The 16,959-nt window shown below is 62.3% G+C and carries 18 protein-coding genes; 14 read left to right on the forward strand and 4 right to left on the reverse strand.

All coding sequences use genetic code 11. From position 1 onward, the window contains the following. Positions 1 to 57 precede the first annotated feature (57 nt). From IE071_RS05945 to der, 3 genes are read left to right on the forward strand one after another with little or no spacing between them, the layout of a single operon-like run. The gene (locus IE071_RS05945; protein WP_189440924.1) at positions 58 to 708 is read left to right on the forward strand and encodes a YfgM family protein; all 651 of its coding nucleotides are present in this window, start codon (positions 58 to 60) and stop codon (positions 706 to 708) included. Then, positions 705 to 1,901: an outer membrane protein assembly factor BamB gene (gene bamB / locus IE071_RS05950; protein ID WP_189440179.1), complete on the forward strand. Its 1,197-nt coding sequence runs from the start codon at positions 705 to 707 to the stop codon at positions 1,899 to 1,901. Before IE071_RS05945 ends, bamB begins: the two co-directional genes overlap by 4 nt. Before the next feature lie 22 nt (positions 1,902 to 1,923). After that, the gene (gene der, locus IE071_RS05955; protein ID WP_189440180.1) at positions 1,924 to 3,327 is read left to right on the forward strand and encodes a ribosome biogenesis GTPase Der; all 1,404 of its coding nucleotides are present in this window, start codon (positions 1,924 to 1,926) and stop codon (positions 3,325 to 3,327) included. Between the two features lie 22 nt (positions 3,328 to 3,349). Here der and IE071_RS05960 read toward each other — a convergent pair whose 3' ends face one another. Continuing rightward, positions 3,350 to 3,928 (reverse strand): GNAT family N-acetyltransferase, encoded by a 579-nt coding sequence (locus IE071_RS05960; RefSeq protein ID WP_189440181.1) that lies wholly within the window; start codon positions 3,926 to 3,928, stop codon positions 3,350 to 3,352. A gap of 75 nt (positions 3,929 to 4,003) precedes the next feature. Here IE071_RS05960 and folD point away from each other — a divergent pair, with 75 nt between their 5' ends. The 4 genes from folD to tadA all read left to right on the forward strand — a co-directional run bounded on the left by folD (position 4,004) and on the right by tadA (position 8,704). Continuing rightward, positions 4,004 to 4,873, forward strand: a complete 870-nt coding sequence (folD, locus tag IE071_RS05965) for a bifunctional methylenetetrahydrofolate dehydrogenase/methenyltetrahydrofolate cyclohydrolase FolD (RefSeq protein WP_189440182.1) — start codon at positions 4,004 to 4,006, stop codon at positions 4,871 to 4,873. An 83-nt stretch (positions 4,874 to 4,956) separates the two neighbouring features. Then, complete coding sequence (guaB, locus tag IE071_RS05970) at positions 4,957 to 6,414, forward strand: IMP dehydrogenase (RefSeq protein ID WP_189440183.1); 1,458 nt, start codon at positions 4,957 to 4,959, stop codon at positions 6,412 to 6,414. A 145-nt stretch (positions 6,415 to 6,559) separates the two neighbouring features. Continuing rightward, positions 6,560 to 8,137: a glutamine-hydrolyzing GMP synthase gene (guaA, locus tag IE071_RS05975; RefSeq protein WP_189440184.1), complete on the forward strand. Its 1,578-nt coding sequence runs from the start codon at positions 6,560 to 6,562 to the stop codon at positions 8,135 to 8,137. A gap of 78 nt (positions 8,138 to 8,215) precedes the next feature. Further along, on the forward strand, positions 8,216 to 8,704 hold the full coding sequence (gene tadA / locus IE071_RS05980) for a tRNA adenosine(34) deaminase TadA (RefSeq protein ID WP_189440185.1): 489 nt from the start codon (positions 8,216 to 8,218) through the stop codon (positions 8,702 to 8,704). 9 nt (positions 8,705 to 8,713) lie between these two features. On the opposite strand, the gene IE071_RS05985 is transcribed toward tadA, so the two are convergent. Both IE071_RS05985 and IE071_RS05990 read right to left on the reverse strand, forming a co-directional pair. After that, entirely contained in the window at positions 8,714 to 9,544 is an 831-nt protein-coding gene (locus tag IE071_RS05985) for an NAD-dependent protein deacetylase (RefSeq protein ID WP_189440186.1), read from the reverse strand. 43 nt (positions 9,545 to 9,587) lie between these two features. Beyond that, a complete protein-coding gene (locus tag IE071_RS05990) occupies positions 9,588 to 10,136 on the reverse strand; it encodes a VOC family protein (RefSeq protein ID WP_189440187.1) in 549 nt (182 codons plus the stop codon). Positions 10,137 to 10,426: 290 nt separating this feature from the next. Here IE071_RS05990 and IE071_RS05995 point away from each other — a divergent pair, with 290 nt between their 5' ends. The 5 genes from IE071_RS05995 (at position 10,427) to IE071_RS06015 (ending at position 15,724) form a co-directional block, all read left to right on the forward strand. Beyond that, positions 10,427 to 10,606 (forward strand): hypothetical protein, encoded by a 180-nt coding sequence (locus IE071_RS05995; RefSeq protein WP_189440188.1) that lies wholly within the window; start codon positions 10,427 to 10,429, stop codon positions 10,604 to 10,606. 147 nt (positions 10,607 to 10,753) lie between these two features. After that, positions 10,754 to 11,275, forward strand: coding sequence for a sorbitol dehydrogenase family protein (locus IE071_RS06000; RefSeq protein ID WP_229792769.1), 522 nt, complete (start codon positions 10,754 to 10,756; stop codon positions 11,273 to 11,275). A gap of 12 nt (positions 11,276 to 11,287) precedes the next feature. Further along, the gene (locus tag IE071_RS06005; protein WP_189440189.1) at positions 11,288 to 12,934 is read left to right on the forward strand and encodes a GMC family oxidoreductase; all 1,647 of its coding nucleotides are present in this window, start codon (positions 11,288 to 11,290) and stop codon (positions 12,932 to 12,934) included. Between the two features lie 5 nt (positions 12,935 to 12,939). Next, positions 12,940 to 14,319 (forward strand): c-type cytochrome, encoded by a 1,380-nt coding sequence (locus tag IE071_RS06010; protein WP_229792770.1) that lies wholly within the window; start codon positions 12,940 to 12,942, stop codon positions 14,317 to 14,319. Then, complete coding sequence (locus IE071_RS06015; protein WP_229792771.1) at positions 14,252 to 15,724, forward strand: carbohydrate porin; 1,473 nt, start codon at positions 14,252 to 14,254, stop codon at positions 15,722 to 15,724. The genes IE071_RS06010 and IE071_RS06015 overlap by 68 nt, the downstream gene beginning before the upstream one ends. A gap of 4 nt (positions 15,725 to 15,728) precedes the next feature. On the opposite strand, the gene IE071_RS06020 is transcribed toward IE071_RS06015, so the two are convergent. Further along, complete coding sequence (locus tag IE071_RS06020; protein ID WP_189440191.1) at positions 15,729 to 16,100, reverse strand: helix-turn-helix domain-containing protein; 372 nt, start codon at positions 16,098 to 16,100, stop codon at positions 15,729 to 15,731. A 366-nt stretch (positions 16,101 to 16,466) separates the two neighbouring features. Here IE071_RS06020 and IE071_RS06025 point away from each other — a divergent pair, with 366 nt between their 5' ends. After that, entirely contained in the window at positions 16,467 to 16,634 is a 168-nt protein-coding gene (locus IE071_RS06025; RefSeq protein WP_189440192.1) for a hypothetical protein, read from the forward strand. Positions 16,635 to 16,719: 85 nt separating this feature from the next. After that, on the forward strand, positions 16,720 to 16,923 hold the full coding sequence (locus tag IE071_RS06030; protein WP_189440193.1) for a hypothetical protein: 204 nt from the start codon (positions 16,720 to 16,722) through the stop codon (positions 16,921 to 16,923). Positions 16,924 to 16,959: the final 36 nt, after the last annotated feature.

Below are 16,959 nucleotides of genomic sequence, written 5' to 3' on the forward strand. Positions count from 1 at the left end.
TTACCGCGCAGGCCTGTGCAACGCCTGCGGGTGCGCAGCCTTTTGAATGGTGATTGCATGGCATTTGAAGAATACGACAAGTACGAACAAAGCGAATTGGTTCAGAAATGGCTGCGCGAGAATGGTGTGTCGATCATCGTCGGTATCGCGATCGGCCTGGTCGGTATTTTCGGTTGGCAGCAATGGCGCAACCATCAGGCCCGCAATGAGGGCATGGCGTCGCAGCTCTATCAGCAGGTGCAGATTGCCCAGGCATCTGGCAAGCCGGATACCGCCACGCAGCTGACCGATCAGCTAATGAAGGATTACACCAAGTCGCCGTACGCCGTATTCGCCGTCAGCGATCGCGCCAAACAGCAGGTGGAAGCCAAGCAGCTGGACAAGGCTGAGGCGTCGCTGGAGTGGGCCGAAAGCCACGCCCCCGATCCGGCCTTGAAATCGTTGACCCTGTTGCGCATCGCGCAGGTGGAGCTGGCGCGGGACAATGGCAACGCCGCACTGGCCACGCTCGATCGCATGCCGGCCGACAGCTACAAGGGGCTGGCTCAGGAACTCCGCGGGGATGTGCTGGTCAAGCTTGGACGTTCCGACGATGCGCGCAAGGCTTATCAGACAGCCTTGTCGACGTTGAGCGAGGAAGCGCCGCAACGCGGCGCCTTGCAGATGAAACTCGATGATTTGGCCGTGGCCGGGAAGCAGGGTGCATGAAAAGATTTTTACTGATCACACTGGCTTCATTGGTGACCCTTGCCGGTTGCCATTCGCTCAAGAAGGAAAATATCCAGCCGCCGACTCCGTTGGCCAAGGACTTCAAGCCTACCGTTCAAGTCACCCGTTTGTGGAGCACCAGTGTCGGCGGCGGTGCCGGTGACAGTGGCGCCCGCCTGCGTCCGACCGTGGTGGATGGCGTGCTCTATGCCGACAGCACAGACGGCAAACTGGTCGCGATGGATGCCGCCAGCGGCAAGACCCTGTGGTCGAAAAGCTCGAGCACTCATGGCTGGTTCGGCTGGGGCGACAAAAAGCGCAAAGATGCCTTCTATGCCGGTGGTCCGGCAGTCACTGGCGATCTGCTCGCCGTTGGTACGCTGGACGGTCACGTTTATGGCGTGAATGCTAAAGATGGCAGTCCCCGCTGGGAAGCCGAGTTGAAGTCCGAGGTATTGACGTCGCCGGTGATCGTCGGTGATCTGGCGGTGGTGCGGACCAGCGATGGCCGCATCTACGCACTGGACGGCAAGACCGGTGAGCGTCGCTGGGTCTATGACCAGGGCACTGTGCCGCTGTTGAGCCTGCGCGGCAATGGCCGGCTGCTGGTAGCCAATGGCGTGGTCTTTTTCGGCAGCGACGACGGCAAGCTGGTCGCGCTGCGCCTGGACAATGGCTCGAAGCTGTGGGAACAGAAACTCGCCAGCGGCGAAGGCCGTACCGAGATCGATCGACTGAATGACGTCGATGGCGCGATCGTGCTCGATGGCAGCACGCTCTATGGTGCCGCCTATCACGGCAATCTGGTGGCCGTGGACGGCCCCAGCGGTCGTCCACTGTGGTCGCGTCCGTTTTCCAGCTTCGGCTCACTGGCAGTCACCGGCAATGCGATTGTCGGCGCCAATGACGACTCGCAGGTTTGGGCATTCGACAAGGCCGGCGGCGCCGACATGTGGAAGAACGACGCACTGAAATACCGCTGGGTCACCAGCCCAGCCGTGCAGGGCGATTACGTCGTGGTCGGCGACATGGAAGGCTATGTGCATTGGCTGCAGGTCGGTGACGGTGCGCTGGCTGGTCGTCAGCGGCTGTCCAAGAAGGCGATCCGTGCCCAACCACTGGTGGTGGGTGACACCGTCTACGTCGAGGACGTGAAGGGCCGTATCGGCGCCTATCGTCTGTCCGCGCACTGATTGCTGAAACGAAGTCCTCACTATGCTGCCCGTCGTCGCGCTGGTTGGTCGTCCGAATGTCGGTAAATCGACCCTTTTCAATGTACTGACGCGCAGCCGTGACGCCTTGGTGGCCGATATGCCGGGTGTCACGCGTGATCGTCACTACGGCGTCTGCCGCAGTGGCGCGCGGCCCTTCGTGGTGGTCGATACCGGCGGTCTGTCCGGCGTCGAGGAGGCGATGGATGTCCTGACCGCGAAGCAGGTGCGCCTGGCGATCGAAGAGGCAAACGTGCTGGTGTTCGTGGTCGATGCCCGCGAAGGCCTGCTGCCGCAGGACTACGTCATCCTCAACGAGCTGCGCCGCAGCGGCAAGACGATCATCGCGGCGGTCAACAAGACCGACGGGTTGGAAGAGGAAGCCGTGCTGGCGGAGTTCTCCGCCTTCGGCGTCGGCAAGATCCTGCCGTTGTCCGCCGCGCATAATCGCGGCACAGGCGACCTGATTGAACTGATCCTGCCCTTGCTGCCTGCCGATGAGGAGAGCACGGTCGAGGAGGAAGGCGAGGGTGGCAGCATCCGTGTCGCCATCGTCGGACGTCCGAATGCCGGCAAATCGACGCTGATCAATCGCCTGCTCGGCGAGGACCGGCTGATCGTTTCCGACGTCGCCGGTACCACCCGCGATCCGATCCGCGTTCCGCTGGAACGCGACGGCAAGCGCTACACGCTGATCGACACCGCAGGCATCCGGCGCAAGGCACGCGTCGAGGAAGCCGTCGAGAAATTCAGTGTCATCAAGACGCTGCAGTCGATCGCCGCCGCCCAGGTCGTGGTGGTGATGATCGATGCCCGCGAAAACCTGGCCGACCAGGACCTCACCCTGATCGGTTACGCGATGGACGAGGGCAGGGCGCTGGTGATCGCCATCAACAAGTGGGATGGGCTGGATCAATATCAGCGCGACGAATGCATGCGTGCGCTGGACCGTCGACTGGTATTCGTCGACTGGGCCAAACAGGTGCATATCTCGGCGTTGCACGGTTCGGGCTTGCGCGAGTTGATGCGTGCGGTCGTGCGTGCGCATGCGTCGGCAACCAAGGTGTTGGTGTCTTCCGATCTGACCAAGACGCTGGAGAAAGCCTACGAAGGCTACCAGCCGCCGCTGGTGCATGGTCACTCGCCGAAGCTGCGTTTTGCGCATCCGGGTGGCAACAATCCGCCGACCATCGTCATCCACGGCACCCGCACCAAACACATTGCGCCGGCCTATCAGCGCTATCTGGAAAACTTCTTCCGCAAGCGCTACAAGCTCGAAGGCACGCCGATCCGGATTGCCTTCCGCGAAGGCGAAAACCCGTATGCGGGACGCAAGAAGGTGTTGACCAAGGAGCAGGAGCAGAAGGCTCGGCGTCGGGTCAGCGATCTGATCAAGCGCACGCGCTGATTCTTCGACACGCTCGCCCCGACTAACGCGCAGACGGCAACAGATCCGCCTGAGTCAAACCGTACACCGCCGCGTCATGGGCCAGTCCATTCGCCCACAGGCGCTGCCGCGCGATCGCTTCGAAGCGTGCACCGGTTTTTTCGGCGGTGCGCCGGCTTGCATGATTGTCGGGCATGACAACGATCTCGATGCGGATCAATCCCAGTTGTTCAAAGCCGAAACGCGCGACCAGCGCGGCGGCGTGTGCGGCAATGCCTTCGCCATGACGCGACTGCCGCACCCAATAACCGAGATTGGCGCTGCGATGCTGGCGGTTACGCTGGTTGAGTCCGGCACCGCCGAGCAGCTCGCCGGTATGCAGGTCGAAGATCGGGAACGCGAAGTGCTCGCCGCGTGACCAGCCATCCTGACAGTGGCTTATCCATGCGTGCGCATCAGCCCGCTCGTAACCCGCATGACACCAGGGTAGCCAGCGGCCCACGCTGGCTACGGACGAACGTGCCGCATCGAACAAGTCTTCGGCATCCTGCGCTTGCCATGGGCGCAGCCGCAGAGGTTCTTCGACAAGCTCCCATGTGGGCAAAACCGGTTCGATCGGCATCAGGCACCCTTTCGCTTTTGTTTGTGTGCATGCAGGCCAGTCGCGATAATGGGCAACTTCCAGTCAGGCATCAACATGAGCGCACGCATTCTCGACGGCAAACGCATCGCCCAGGAATTGCTGGAACGCCTGCGTCTGCGCGTCACCGAACGGGTAGCGCATGGACTGGCGGCGCCGGGACTGGCCGTGGTGCTGGTGGGCGACGATGCCGCGTCATCGGTCTACGTGCGCAACAAGCGCAAAGCCTGCCATCAAGTAGGTTTTCGCTCGTTCGATTACGACCTGCCATCGAACACCAGCCAGGAAGAACTGTTCGCCCTGATCGACCGCCTGAATGCCGATCCGGACGTGCACGGCATCCTGGTGCAGTCGCCGCTGCCGGAACATATCGACGAGGACGCGCTGGTCGACCGCATCGATCCGGACAAGGATGTGGATGGTTTCCAGGCGGTGAACGTGGGGCGCCTCGCGCTGCGCCGCTTCGGTCTGCGCCCGTGCACGCCGAGAGGTGTGATGACCTTGCTGGGCCATACCGATCGTCCCGTGCGCGGTCAGCACGCGGTGGTGGTCGGCGTGTCCAACCATGTCGGTCGCCCACTGGTGCTGGAACTGATGATCGCCGGCTGCACCACCACCAGCTGCCATCGTTTCACCCGTGATCTGGAAAGCTTCGTGCGCCAGGCCGATATCCTGGTCGTGGCGGTCGGAAAACCGGGGCTGGTCAAGGGCGAATGGATCAAGCCGGGTGCGGTGGTGATCGACGTGGGGATCAACCGCCTCGACGATGGTCGTCTGGTCGGCGACGTGGATTTCGATGCAGCGGCAGCGCATGCCAGCTGGATCACGCCGGTACCCGGCGGCGTCGGCCCGATGACCGTGGCCACGCTGATGGAAAACACGCTGGAAGCTGCGGACGCCCGCGCCATGACGCACAAGCTCGCCTGATCCGCGGGCTGCATTCAGCTGCGCATCTGGCGAGCCTCACGGCAGGGCGCGTATAATTCCCTCTTTGCAGCGGGACTTTTCGCATGCGTATCATCGCCGAGGCCCTGACCTACGACGACGTCTACCTTGTTCCGGGCCATTCCATCGTGCTGCCGCGCGATGTGAACACCTCAACGCGGTTCACCCGCAACCTGCGCCTGAACATCCCGATCGTCTCCGCCGCCATGGACACGGTCACCGAAGCTCGCCTCGCCATCACCATGGCGCAGTGCGGTGGCATCGGCATCATCCACAAGAACATGACGGCCGAGCAGCAGGCGGCCGAAGTGCGCCTGGTCAAGAAGTTCGAGGCCGGCGTGATCCGCAGCCCGATCACCGTGGGCCCGAACACCTCGATCCGTGAAGTGCTGCGGCTGACTCATGCGCACAACATTTCCGGCGTGCCGGTGGTCGACGGCGAGCAACTGGTAGGTATCGTCACCAGTCGCGATCTGCGTTTCGAACGCAAGCACGACGATCCGGTGCGCAACATCATGACCCGCCAGGACAAGCTGATCACGGTCAAGGAAGGCGCCAGCCAGGACGACGTGCTGCAGTTGTTGCACACGCACCGCATCGAGAAGGTGCTGGTGGTCAACGACGCGTTCCAGTTGCGCGGCCTGATCACCGTCAAGGACATCCAGAAGGCACGCGACAACCCGCATTCCGCCAAGGGCCCCAACGAGGCGTTGCTGGTCGGCGCAGCAGTGGGCGTCGGCGGCGATACCGAGCAACGCGTCGCCGCGCTGGTCGATGCCGGCGTCGACGTGCTGGTGGTGGACACCGCGCATGGCCATTCGCAAGGTGTGATCGACCGCGCCGGCTGGGTCAAGAAACACTATCCGCAGGTGCAGGTGATCGCCGGCAACATCGTCACCGGTGAAGCGGCACGCGCACTGCTCGATGCCGGCGTGGATGCCGTCAAGGTCGGCGTGGGTCCCGGCTCGATCTGCACCACGCGTGTGGTTGCCGGTGTCGGCGTGCCGCAGATCACTGCGATCGACATGGTCGCCACCGCGCTGAAGGACGAGATTCCGCTGATCGCCGATGGCGGTATCCGCTATTCCGGCGATATCCCGAAGGCACTCGCCGCCGGCGCATCCACCGTGATGCTCGGCTCGATGTTTGCCGGTACCGAGGAATCGCCAGGCGAGGTCGAGCTGTTCCAGGGCCGTTCGTACAAGAGCTACCGCGGCATGGGCTCGATCGGCGCGATGCAGCTTGGTTCGAAGGATCGTTACTTCCAGGACGAGGCCGATGCGGACAAGCTGGTACCGGAAGGCATCGAAGGCCGCGTGCCGTACCGTGGTTCGCTGCGCAACATCATTCATCAGTTGATCGGTGGCCTGCGCGCGTCGATGGGTTACCTGGGTGCAGCCACCATCGAGGACGTGCGCCACAAGGCGCAGTTCGTCAAGGTGACTTCCGCCGGCGTTACCGAAGCGCATCCGCACGATATCCAGATCACCAAGGAAGCGCCGAATTACCGGCTGAATTCCTGATTGAAGCAGGGAACGGGAAACAGGGGACGGGGATGTAAGCGAACCCGTTTCCTGTGGCTTACCGCTTGGTGGCAGTCGCTTGAACTCGAGCGACTGTAGCGTTTCCTGTTCCCCGTTCCCCGTTGCCGCTTCAAACCTGGCCGCCATGACCAACATCCATAACGACAAGATCCTGATCCTCGATTTCGGCGCGCAGTACACGCAGCTGATCGCACGCCGCATTCGCGAACTTGGCGTGTATTGCGAAATCTGGGCTTGGGATCACGAGCCGGCTGAGATCGCCGCGTTCGGTGCGAAGGGCATCATCCTGTCCGGCGGCCCGGAATCGACCACACTGGAAGGTGCGCCGAAAGCACCACAGCAGGTGTTCGACTCCGGCGTGCCGATCCTCGGCATCTGCTACGGCATGCAGACGATGGCCGCACAGCTGGGCGGCGCCACCGAGGCCGCCGATGCGCGTGAGTTCGGTCACGCCGAAGTCGATATCGTGGCGACGAGCCGTCTGTTTGCTGGCCTCAGCGATCATGCCGGCGCGCACAAGCTCGATGTGTGGATGAGCCACGGCGATCATGTCGCCAAGGCGCCGCCAGGTTTCGCGATCACCGGCACCACCGACCGCATCCCGGTCGCGGTGATGGAGAACGAAGCCAGGCGCTGGTACGGCGTGCAGTTCCACCCCGAAGTGACGCACACGAAGCAGGGCGGGGCGCTGCTGAAGCGTTTCATCGCCGAGATCTGCGGCTGCGCCACGTTGTGGACCGCTGCCAACATCATCGATGACCAGATCGCCCGTGTGCGCGAACAGGTCGGCGACGACCATGTGCTGCTGGGTCTCTCGGGTGGTGTCGATTCCTCGGTGGTTGCCGCACTGCTGCACAAGGCGATCGGCGACCGGCTGACCTGCGTCTTCGTCGACACCGGCCTGCTGCGTTGGCAGGAGGGCGACCAGGTGATGGCCATGATGGCCGAGCACATGGGCGTCAAGGTGATCCGCGTCGACGCGGCCGATCGCTACTTCAAGGCGCTCGATGGCGTGGCCGATCCGGAAGCCAAGCGCAAGATCATTGGCGGCCTGTTCGTGGAGATCTTCGACGAGGAGTCGGGCAAGATCGCCGCGGACGGCAGCAAGGTGAAGTGGCTGGCGCAGGGCACCATCTACCCTGACGTGATCGAGTCGGCCGGCAGCAAGACCGGCAAGGCCCACGTCATCAAGAGCCACCACAACGTCGGCGGCCTGCCGGCGCACATGAAGCTCAAGCTGGTCGAGCCGCTGCGTGAACTGTTCAAGGACGAAGTACGCCGCATTGGCGTCGAACTCGGCCTGCCGCGCGCGATGGTCTATCGCCACCCGTTCCCGGGTCCGGGTCTGGGCGTGCGCATCCTCGGCGAAGTGAAGCGCGAGTACGCCGAACTGCTGGCCCAGGCCGACGCGATCTTCATCGACGAATTGCGCAAGGCCGATCTGTACGACAAGACCAGCCAGGCGTTTGCCGTGTTCCTGCCGGTCAAGTCGGTCGGCGTGGTCGGTGACGCACGCGCCTACGAATGGGTGATCGCACTGCGCGCCGTGGAGACCATAGACTTCATGACGGCACACTGGGCACACCTGCCGTACGAGTTTCTTGGCAAGGTTTCAAATAGAATAATCAATGAGTTGCGTGGTGTTTCTCGTGTCGTTTATGACATAAGCGGCAAGCCACCCGCCACAATCGAGTGGGAATAACAGAATCAGCCACTTGCATGCATCCAGGAAGGCCGGCAGCTTGCCGGCTTTCTCATATATAGATCACAATTCATTGAAATGACTGACGAAATTTACGAAGCATTCGGAGCATTCTCGACTGCAGATGTGCAGTACATGCAGCGTGCGCTGCAGCTCGCTGCGCATGCACGCGACGCCGAGAACGAGGTACCGGTCGGTGCCGTGCTGGTGCTGGATGGAGAGATCGTCGGCCTGGGCTGGAACCGCAACATCACCTTGCACGATCCGACCGCGCATGCCGAGATCATGGCGATGCGCGCGGCTGGCGAGAGACTGGCGAATCATCGTCTGTCCGGTTCCACCCTTTACGTCACGTTGGAGCCATGCTCGATGTGCGCGATGGCGATGATCCATGCCCGTCTCGGCCGCGTGGTCTACGCAGCGTCCGACCCCAAGACCGGCGCAGCCGGCAGCGTGTTCAACACCCTGATCGACGAACGCCACAACCATCGCATTGAAGTCGGTGGTGGCTTGCTTGCCGAGGAATCCGCCAGCCTGTTGCGCGACTTCTTCCGCGCCCGCCGCTGAGTCACGCCATTACAGAAAGGCCAGTGCCAGCGCGCGGGATTGCTCGATCTTGATGCTCAGCAGCGGATCGGCGCGGGTATGGCCGATGTTCACCGCGGCGATCGGCTTGCCGGTACGAGCTGCGGCATTCGCAAAGCGATAGCCCGAATACACCATCAGCGACGAACCGATCACCAGCATCGCATCGGCATCATGCAAGGCCTGCATGCCGGCATCCACCCTTTCGCGTGGCACGTTCTCACCAAAGAACACCACGTCCGGCTTCAGCAGGCCGGCGCAATGCGGGCAGGGCGGTACCTGGAAGTGCGAGAAATCCTGCCCGTCCAGATCCGCATCGCCGTCCGGTGCATCCGCGGCATCAAGATCCGCCCAAGCCGGATTCAGCCGCAACAACGCGGCTTGGAAATCCGTGCGCAACATGCGCTGTTCGCAAGTCAGACAGCGCACCCGATCCAGTCGTCCGTGCAGGTCGACCACGTTTTCGCTGCCGGCGGCCTGATGCAGCCGATCGACGTTCTGGGTCAATAACAAGGTCAGCTTGCCTTGCTGCTCCAGTCGAACGAGGGCGTGATGGGTTGCATTCGGCTGCGCGCGCCCGAAACGTCGCCAGCCAATCAGGCTGCGTGCCCAATAGCGCTGGCGTGTTGTCAGTTCACCCACGAAGGCCTGATAGGTCACCGGCTGCGGGCGCTTCCAGCCGCCGTTGATGTCGCGGTAATCGGGAATGCCTGAATCGGTGCTGCAACCGGCCCCGGTCAGCACGAACAGGCGCCGATGCATCGCCACAAATTCGGGCAACGTCGCCGCGCTTGTGGGTACCTCGATCGGTTGAGATGACATGCCGTCTCTTATGGCATTCCGTTGCACTGATTGCCAGCGACGATCACGGCGCCGTGGCGATCTGACTTGGGGTTCTGCCGACCAGTTGCAGCCGTAGACCCCATGGCGCCACGAAGTTCACGACCGTCCGACCGGCATGCGGGCCGCTCGTCATCGTGACCGGAGCCCCGATCACCTGGATACCTTCGTGTCGCAGCCAGCGGTCGGCATGCGCCACATTGTCGGCAGCGAACGTTATCGGTTCACTGCCGTGATCGGTTGCATGGCGTGCCGGGGTGGGGAAATGCATCCCGTGGGCATCGAACAATTCGACGACCGTTCCCGAATCGCAGAGCAACAATCGGGATGGGGGCAAGGCGTCGCGTGTGGCATGACCGGCACGTGTGCTTTCAGGCGATTCGCTGCCAGCGACTGGATTGACCGGCTCGCAGTCCAGGATGTTGCGGAAGAATGCCGTGGCCTGCGGCAGGTCAGGGACGCCGATACTCACGTAGTCGTTGTCGTGAACGTTCGCGGCATAACTGCTGAAAGACATGCTGGCCAAGGCGAGCAGCAGCCCGCCAGCCAGTATGGAAAGAATGGATTTGCGCATGACCCGACACCAGTAGCCGTACTGGTGTCCTATATGGACATGATGGGCTCGCTCTGAAGTGCCGCCAGGCGACCACCGTGTTTCCCTGCGTGAACAGTCTTCGTGGCGTCAGCCCGAGAGGCTGTTGCCCCGTTGGTCGTTCATCAGCGGAAACAGAACGGTCGTGTGAAGGCGCTTTATCCGCGTCATCGCCATCCCCATACTTTCCGCCACGCAAGCAGACCGGCGAGCGTGGCCTGACCCAGGCGGTTGATCCGGTCACTCCATATCACCGTCATAGGACTGCCAGGATGAAGCGTCATCTCAACTCACTGCTGCAACGCAAACGCACCGAATTCGAAGGTGCCAGAGACACACGTCGTTCGCCGCAATTCAATGTCATCGACGAGGCAGTCACCGTTGAATTGAAGGATGGTTACGACTGGCTGGCCATGATCAAGGGTGCACGGGCGTCAGTTCGAGCGCACTGAAACTGCCGAAACAGGGGACCACGTGGTGGCGTCACTCGTCGACGTGTTTCCGCAGCAACTTACGCCATGAACGGAGTAGCGTTGCGCCGGCCGGTTAGAACTTCAGTCGCAGGTTTCGTTGCAACTCCTTGGGGGTAAGCAGTGGCGATGAACGAACTCGAAGACATGGTGCCAAGTCACGACGCTCCTGTTGACCCCTCGCGTCGCCGCCTGCTGGCAGGCCTGCTGACCGCATACACCGCTTCCCTGATTCCCTGGGCGCTGGCGCAACCGGCACCGCATGCTGACCGCGGCGCGTTTACGGCGCTCTCCGCGATCCTCGTCGGCCGACAGGTGCTGGATGCCACGCAGACGTCACGTCTTTATGACGCCCTCGTCGCCGACGATGCCCACTTTCCCGCCGATGCGCAGGCCTTGCTGACGCTGATCAACCAGCGCCAGATCGCCCCGCAGCAATTGCAGAACGTGCTGGACACCGAACATTCGCCGCTGGCACCGCTGCCGCGAAAAATCGTCGGCGCCTGGTACCTGGGTGTGGTCGGCAGTGATGAAGCAGCACGATGCATCGACTACGAAACCGCGCTCAACGCTGTAGTCGTCGCCGATGTGCTGAAGCCACCGACCTATGCCTATGGCACGTACGGAAGCTGGACCAACAAACCCATCTGAGGAGTGGGGCAGATGTCCGAACAACTATCGGCCGACATTGTCGTCATCGGCTCGGGAATCGTCGGCTCGCTGGCGGCACGTCGACTCGCGCTGCAAGGTGCTTCCGTACTGATACTCGAAGCCGGGCCGCGGCTGGATCGGGACCGGGTCGTCGCTGCGTTCCGGAATTCGCCGATCAAGGGCAACTGGATGGCGCCGTATCCGCCATCGCCATGGGCGCCGCATCCGATCTATGTGCCCAAGGACAATGGCTATCTGAAGCAGGCCGGACCGTATCCGTATCCGGCCGAATACATCCGCGCCGTCGGCGGCACCACCTGGCATTGGGCGGCGCAGGCATGGCGGCTGGTGCCGAATGATGTGCGCATCAAGAGCCTGTATGGCGTGGGTGTCGATTGGCCGCTCACTTATGAGGAACTCGATCCCTGGTATCAGGAGGCTGAGGAACTCATCGGCGTCGCCGGCGCGCCGGACACCGGCTCACCGCGCACCCAGCCGTTCCCGATGGAGCCGGTGGCCGAGCCTTGGTCGATGCGCCGTTTTCGCGAGCGGCTTGCGCCCACCTATGCCGTCGTCGCTAATACTGTGGCGCGCAACAGCCGCAGTTACGGCGGCCGTCCGGCCTGCGTCGGCAACAACAGCTGCCAGCCGATCTGCCCGGTCAACGCGCAATACACCGGAGAAACCGCCATAGCCGCGGCCGAAGCCGCCGGCGCGCGGCTGATCGCGAACGCCGTGGTGTATCGGATCGAGCACGACGCCAAGGGCCGCATCGCCGCGGTGCATTACTTCGATCCCGACAAGGGCACGCATCGTGTCACCGGCAAGACCTTCATCCTGGCCGCGAACGGCATCGAGAGCCCGAAGCTGTTGCTGCTGTCGGCCAGCGACAAATACCCGAACGGCCTGGCCAATAGCTCCGATATGGTCGGCCGTCATCTGATGGACCATCCCAGCACCTCGCTCACGTTCTACGCCGACGAGGAGCTGTGGCTTGGTCGTGGTCCGCAGAGCCCGAGTTCCATCAATACGCTGCGCGACGGCGCCTTCCGCTCCCAGCATGCACCGTACCGGCTGGATTTCACCAATATCTCGCAGGTGCTCAGCGTCACCCAGGACCTGATCAAGGAAGGCGTGTACGGCGCCGAGTTCGACAAGCAGTTGCGCTGGCGCGCGGCGCGCCAGGTCAACGTCAAGAACGTGCTGGAGGTGCTGCCCGATCCCGACAATCGCATCACGCTCAGTTCGGAAAAGGATGCCATGGGCATCCCGAAACCCGAGGCGCATTACTCGATCGGCGACTACACACGCCGTGCTGCGGATGTATCCAAAGCCGATTTCGCGCGCATCGCCGAACTGATGGGCGGCACCGGCCTGCGTTACAGCGCGGACGGCAACTTCGCCAACAACCAACACATCACCGGCACCATGAGCATGGGCAACGATCCGAAGAGTTCGGTCGTCGATGGTTTCGGCCGCACGCATGATCACGAGAATCTGTTTATCTGCAGCACCGGCGTCATGCCCACGGCGGCGACGATGAACTCCACGCTCACTGGTATCGCGCTGGCGCTGCGCACTGCCGAGCACATCCTGCCGAAACCAGCGGGCGTGCATGCGGCGATATCGAACGCCGAGCGCGAAGCGAGCCTGTCATGAAAGGGATGACTCCACTCCTCGCGTTGATCTGCGTGCTTGCGGGCCTTTACGCGGGCGTCGCCACGGCGGCCGACAGTGCGAGTACCGGCCAGTATCTGGCGATCGCCGGTGATTGCGTGGCCTGCCACACCGCACCTGGCGGCAAGCCTTTCGCCGGCGGCTTGCCAGTACCGACACCGATCGGCACCATCATCGCTACCAACATCACACCATCGAAAACGGCCGGCATCGGCAACTACACCGAGCAGCAATTCAGTGATGCGCTTCGCCGCGGTATCCGTGCGGATGGCGCGCGGTTGTATCCGGCGATGCCGTACACCGCGTATGCGCGGCTCAGCGACGACGACGTGCACGCGCTGTATGCCTGGTTCATGCACGACGTGAGCCCCGTCGACACCGCACCGACGCCGACCCGGCTGCCGTTTCCCTTCAACATCCGGTTGTCGATGGCGGCGTGGAATCTACTATTCCTCGACAGCAAACCGTTCACGCCCGATCCGGGCAAGAGCGCCGACTGGAACCGTGGCGCCTATCTGGTGCGCGGGCTGGCGCATTGCAGCACCTGCCATACGCCGCGCAATTTGTTGATGGCCGAACAGTCGTCACGCGAACTGGCTGGCGGCGATGTTGGCACCTGGCATGCGCCCAACATCACCTCGGATGCGAACAGCGGCATCGGTGGTTGGAGTGAATCGGATCTGGTCGCTTACATGAAACTCGGGCACGCCACCGGCAGGGCACAGGCTGCCGGCCCGATGGCCGAAGCCGTCGACAACAGCTTGCAACATCTCACCGCCGCGGACCTGCAGGCGATCGCCACGTACCTGAAAACCGTACCCGCGCAACATGATCCGGTCGACACCCGCGCTGTCGATAGCTGGGGCGCTGCATCCGATGAACTCGACAGCTTGCGTGGTGTGGCGTTGCCCAGCGATCCGAACAAGATGACCGGTGCGCAGCTCTACGACGGTTACTGCGCAAGCTGTCACCAAGCCCAAGGGCAGGGCAGCTTCGATGGGGGTTTGCCGTCGCTGTTCCACAACACGGCGACTGGCCGAACTCACACCAACAATCTGGTGATGGTGATACTCGACGGCATCCGCTGGCCGGCGGATGGCTCGGATGTGCACATGCCTGGCTTTGCGCAAACATTGACCGATCAACAAGTCGCCACGCTGGGTTCGTATCTGATCAAGCACTACGGAAACCCCGCCGCCGCGATCAGTGTCGATCAGGTGAAAACCCTGCGCGCCGGTGGCGCGCCGTCGCATCTGGTGCTGCTCGCACGACTGGCGCTGGTCGTCGTTGTGCTGCTGCTTGTCGCGATCATCGCCATGCTCATGCGACGCAAGCGACAAAAGGCGCGTCGGGCAGGGCACGACTAGCTCGATCACCCTGACGGTATTGCAAGGCTCAACCAGATCTGAAGCAGCAAGACCCTCCCGAGGTGATCATCCGATGCGCAGTCACTCGATTCCGCAGTTGCATCAGACTACCCGGTGCCTGCTGTTCGGCACGGCTCTGCTAAGTGTTTGTCCGGCCATGGCGCAGCAGGCAACGACGGACGGCTGGCTGGGTCAACCCACGATGACCGGCGACTGGGGCGGTTTGCGCACCGAGCTGCAGAATGATGGCATCACCCTGCGTGCGCACTGGACGACCGAAAGTGCCGGCAATCCCTCCGGTGGCAAGTATCAAACCGCGCGCTATACGCAGCAGTTCGACCTCGGCGCCGATTTCGATCTCGACCGATTGTGGGGCGTTCCCGATGCGAAGATTCAGTTCACCCTGACCGATCGCAGCGGACGCAGCCTGTCGGCCGATGCAATCGGAAACCAGTTCGCGGTGCAGGAGCTTTATGGTGCCGGCCAGAACTTCCGCCTGGCCGAACTGAACTATCAGCAGGATCTGCTCGATCACAAGGTCATCATCGAGCTCGGCTGGTCACCGCTCGGCGATCACTTTGCGAATCTGCCGGCATTCTGCGATTTCCAGAACGGCGTGATCTGCGGCCACGCCAATGCCATGACGGTCAACAGCGGTGCGCACAATTTTCCCACGGCAGAGTGGGGTGCTCGCATCGAAGTACGTCCCACGCCGGGCTTCTACGTGGCAACCGGCATCTATCAGGTGAATCCCAACGAAGGCAATGCGGATGAGGGATTCAATCTGAGCTTCAAGAGCACCGGTGCTTTCATACCAGTCGAACTCGGCTGGATGACTGGCAGCGGCAGTGGCGAACTGCCCGGTAACATCAAGGTCGGCGGCTACTACAACACCTCCAAAGCGCCTGACGTGCTCACGGATGTCAACGGACTTTCCGCCGGACTGACCGATGGCTCCTTCGAACAGCACAACGGACGCTCGGGCGGCTACGTCGTCGCGAACCACATGGTCTATCGCGAAGGGCCAGACTCCGCATGTGGGCTCTATTTTGGGGCCATGGCCGGCGTGGGCGATGCGGCGACCGCCAAGTTCCGCTACTTCTGGATGGCCGGCGGCCACTTCCAGGGCACCTTTCCCGGCCGCGATGACGACGTGGTCGCTTTCATGGTTGCCTATGCGCGCACCAATTCCCGACTGACCCGTTATCAGGAAGACCGCGACAGCGTGACGCCTGGTGCCGTAGGCATCCAGACTTACGAAAGCGTCGCCGAAATCGACTATGGCGCGCGGCTAACGCCATGGCTCGTATTACGTCCCAATCTGCAATACGTGATTCATCCCGGCGGAACAGGGAAGATTCCTGACGCCTTCGTCATCGGGCTATATACCCAGGTGACGTTCTGAAATTTTACATAATATACAGTGTGCCCGGATTACGCGAAGCCAAAACCAGCGCCGAAACGATCCCTTCATGGACGTTTAGACGGCTAAACGCGTAGATCATTGCGAACGACGCAGCAGCCTGAGCCAGTCGAAGCCACACCTTGCGATCGCCCGGTGTTCGGGCACGTTCTGCCTCGATCAGCGGCAACCATGCGCGAAGCGGTTCGTTGATCGCGCTGCACATTCTCTCGACCGCTTCGGCATTCGGCTGGGCGCGTCCATGTCGCCAATTGCTCACAGCGCCTTTCGACACGCGAAGCTTTATCGCGAGTTCCTTGTCCTGACTGGTCCCGCACACTGCGGCATATTTGTCAAGCAATTTATTCGCTGTGCTCATGGTTCAAGACCCTTGACTTGGGAGGTTCAAGGGTAGTGTACTTCGCTCCGAGTTCAACAACCTTGAACCGTAACAGGGGCCGCAATGTACCTTCTCGCCGCAATACCGTTCTCCCTCGCGCTGTTCTGGCTCGTAGTCGTGGTCCGCCGACTCGCCAACCTCAACGCTCGCCTACGGGCCAATTTGGCCGGTTGTGCCGGGTACCCGATTTCACCTAGTTTCCGCCGCCCTGCGAATCTGCCACCGCCACCCCTGTCGGTGGTTGAGTACAGGGCGGCGGGGCGTTCTGCCCGTGTCCTCGCACAAGTCGGGCGCGTACACGCTGCACGTGTTTTCCGGTTCGCCGGTATGAGGCACACCCAGCCCATGACCGCTGAGGAACAGCGGATAGACCAGGCCATGCGTAAGGAGCATCGCTCGCACGCGCAACAGGACGCGGCGCTCTCTGCCTTCCGGCTGGCGCACCTTCGCTCCGACAAGCGCGAGTCGATGCTGGAACGCACTGCGGATTTGATGCTCGGGGTGCAGTCGTGAGCCGCCGCTGGTCGTACTACGTGACGCGCATCGCCTGCGGCGTAGCTATCGCGTTGATCCTGTCCGCGATCCGGCATGCGCTCCGATGAATACCGTCACGGTCGATCAATTCGCGCAGGCGCTCGCCATGTTGTTCAAGGCCGGGTTTGTGGGTTCCTTCGCCGCGTGCTGGGCTGGTGCTTTGTTCGGCCGGTTGAGCGGACGTGGTGTCCTTCTCTTCCTTCGCCGCCGCTGCCGCACATGGCGGCGTTTCTCGCGTGCGTATGACCGCACGGTTTGGGGGCAGTGATGCAAATCGCACTTTCACTTCTGGCCGTCTATGTGT

The sequence above is a fragment of the Rhodanobacter panaciterrae genome (assembly GCF_014651895.1).
Classification (GTDB): Bacteria; Pseudomonadota; Gammaproteobacteria; order Xanthomonadales; family Rhodanobacteraceae; genus Rhodanobacter; species Rhodanobacter panaciterrae.

Bases quoted from the DNA above. Each gene is read 5' to 3' on its own strand.
- IE071_RS05945 (WP_189440924.1), top strand. From the start codon at position 58: ATGGCATTTGAAGAATACGACAAGTACGAACAAAGCGAATTGGTTCAG.
- bamB (WP_189440179.1), top strand. From the start codon at position 705: ATGAAAAGATTTTTACTGATCACACTGGCTTCATTGGTGACCCTTGCC.
- der (WP_189440180.1), top strand. From the start codon at position 1,924: ATGCTGCCCGTCGTCGCGCTGGTTGGTCGTCCGAATGTCGGTAAATCG.
- IE071_RS05960 (WP_189440181.1), bottom strand. From the start codon at position 3,928: ATGCCGATCGAACCGGTTTTGCCCACATGGGAGCTTGTCGAAGAACCT.
- folD (WP_189440182.1), top strand. From the start codon at position 4,004: ATGAGCGCACGCATTCTCGACGGCAAACGCATCGCCCAGGAATTGCTG.
- guaB (WP_189440183.1), top strand. From the start codon at position 4,957: ATGCGTATCATCGCCGAGGCCCTGACCTACGACGACGTCTACCTTGTT.
- guaA (WP_189440184.1), top strand. From the start codon at position 6,560: ATGACCAACATCCATAACGACAAGATCCTGATCCTCGATTTCGGCGCG.
- tadA (WP_189440185.1), top strand. From the start codon at position 8,216: ATGACTGACGAAATTTACGAAGCATTCGGAGCATTCTCGACTGCAGAT.
- IE071_RS05985 (WP_189440186.1), bottom strand. From the start codon at position 9,544: ATGTCATCTCAACCGATCGAGGTACCCACAAGCGCGGCGACGTTGCCC.
- IE071_RS05990 (WP_189440187.1), bottom strand. From the start codon at position 10,136: ATGCGCAAATCCATTCTTTCCATACTGGCTGGCGGGCTGCTGCTCGCC.
- IE071_RS05995 (WP_189440188.1), top strand. From the start codon at position 10,427: ATGAAGCGTCATCTCAACTCACTGCTGCAACGCAAACGCACCGAATTC.
- IE071_RS06000 (WP_229792769.1), top strand. From the start codon at position 10,754: ATGAACGAACTCGAAGACATGGTGCCAAGTCACGACGCTCCTGTTGAC.
- IE071_RS06005 (WP_189440189.1), top strand. From the start codon at position 11,288: ATGTCCGAACAACTATCGGCCGACATTGTCGTCATCGGCTCGGGAATC.
- IE071_RS06010 (WP_229792770.1), top strand. From the start codon at position 12,940: ATGACTCCACTCCTCGCGTTGATCTGCGTGCTTGCGGGCCTTTACGCG.
- IE071_RS06020 (WP_189440191.1), bottom strand. From the start codon at position 16,100: ATGAGCACAGCGAATAAATTGCTTGACAAATATGCCGCAGTGTGCGGG.
- IE071_RS06025 (WP_189440192.1), top strand. From the start codon at position 16,467: ATGACCGCTGAGGAACAGCGGATAGACCAGGCCATGCGTAAGGAGCAT.
- IE071_RS06030 (WP_189440193.1), top strand. From the start codon at position 16,720: ATGAATACCGTCACGGTCGATCAATTCGCGCAGGCGCTCGCCATGTTG.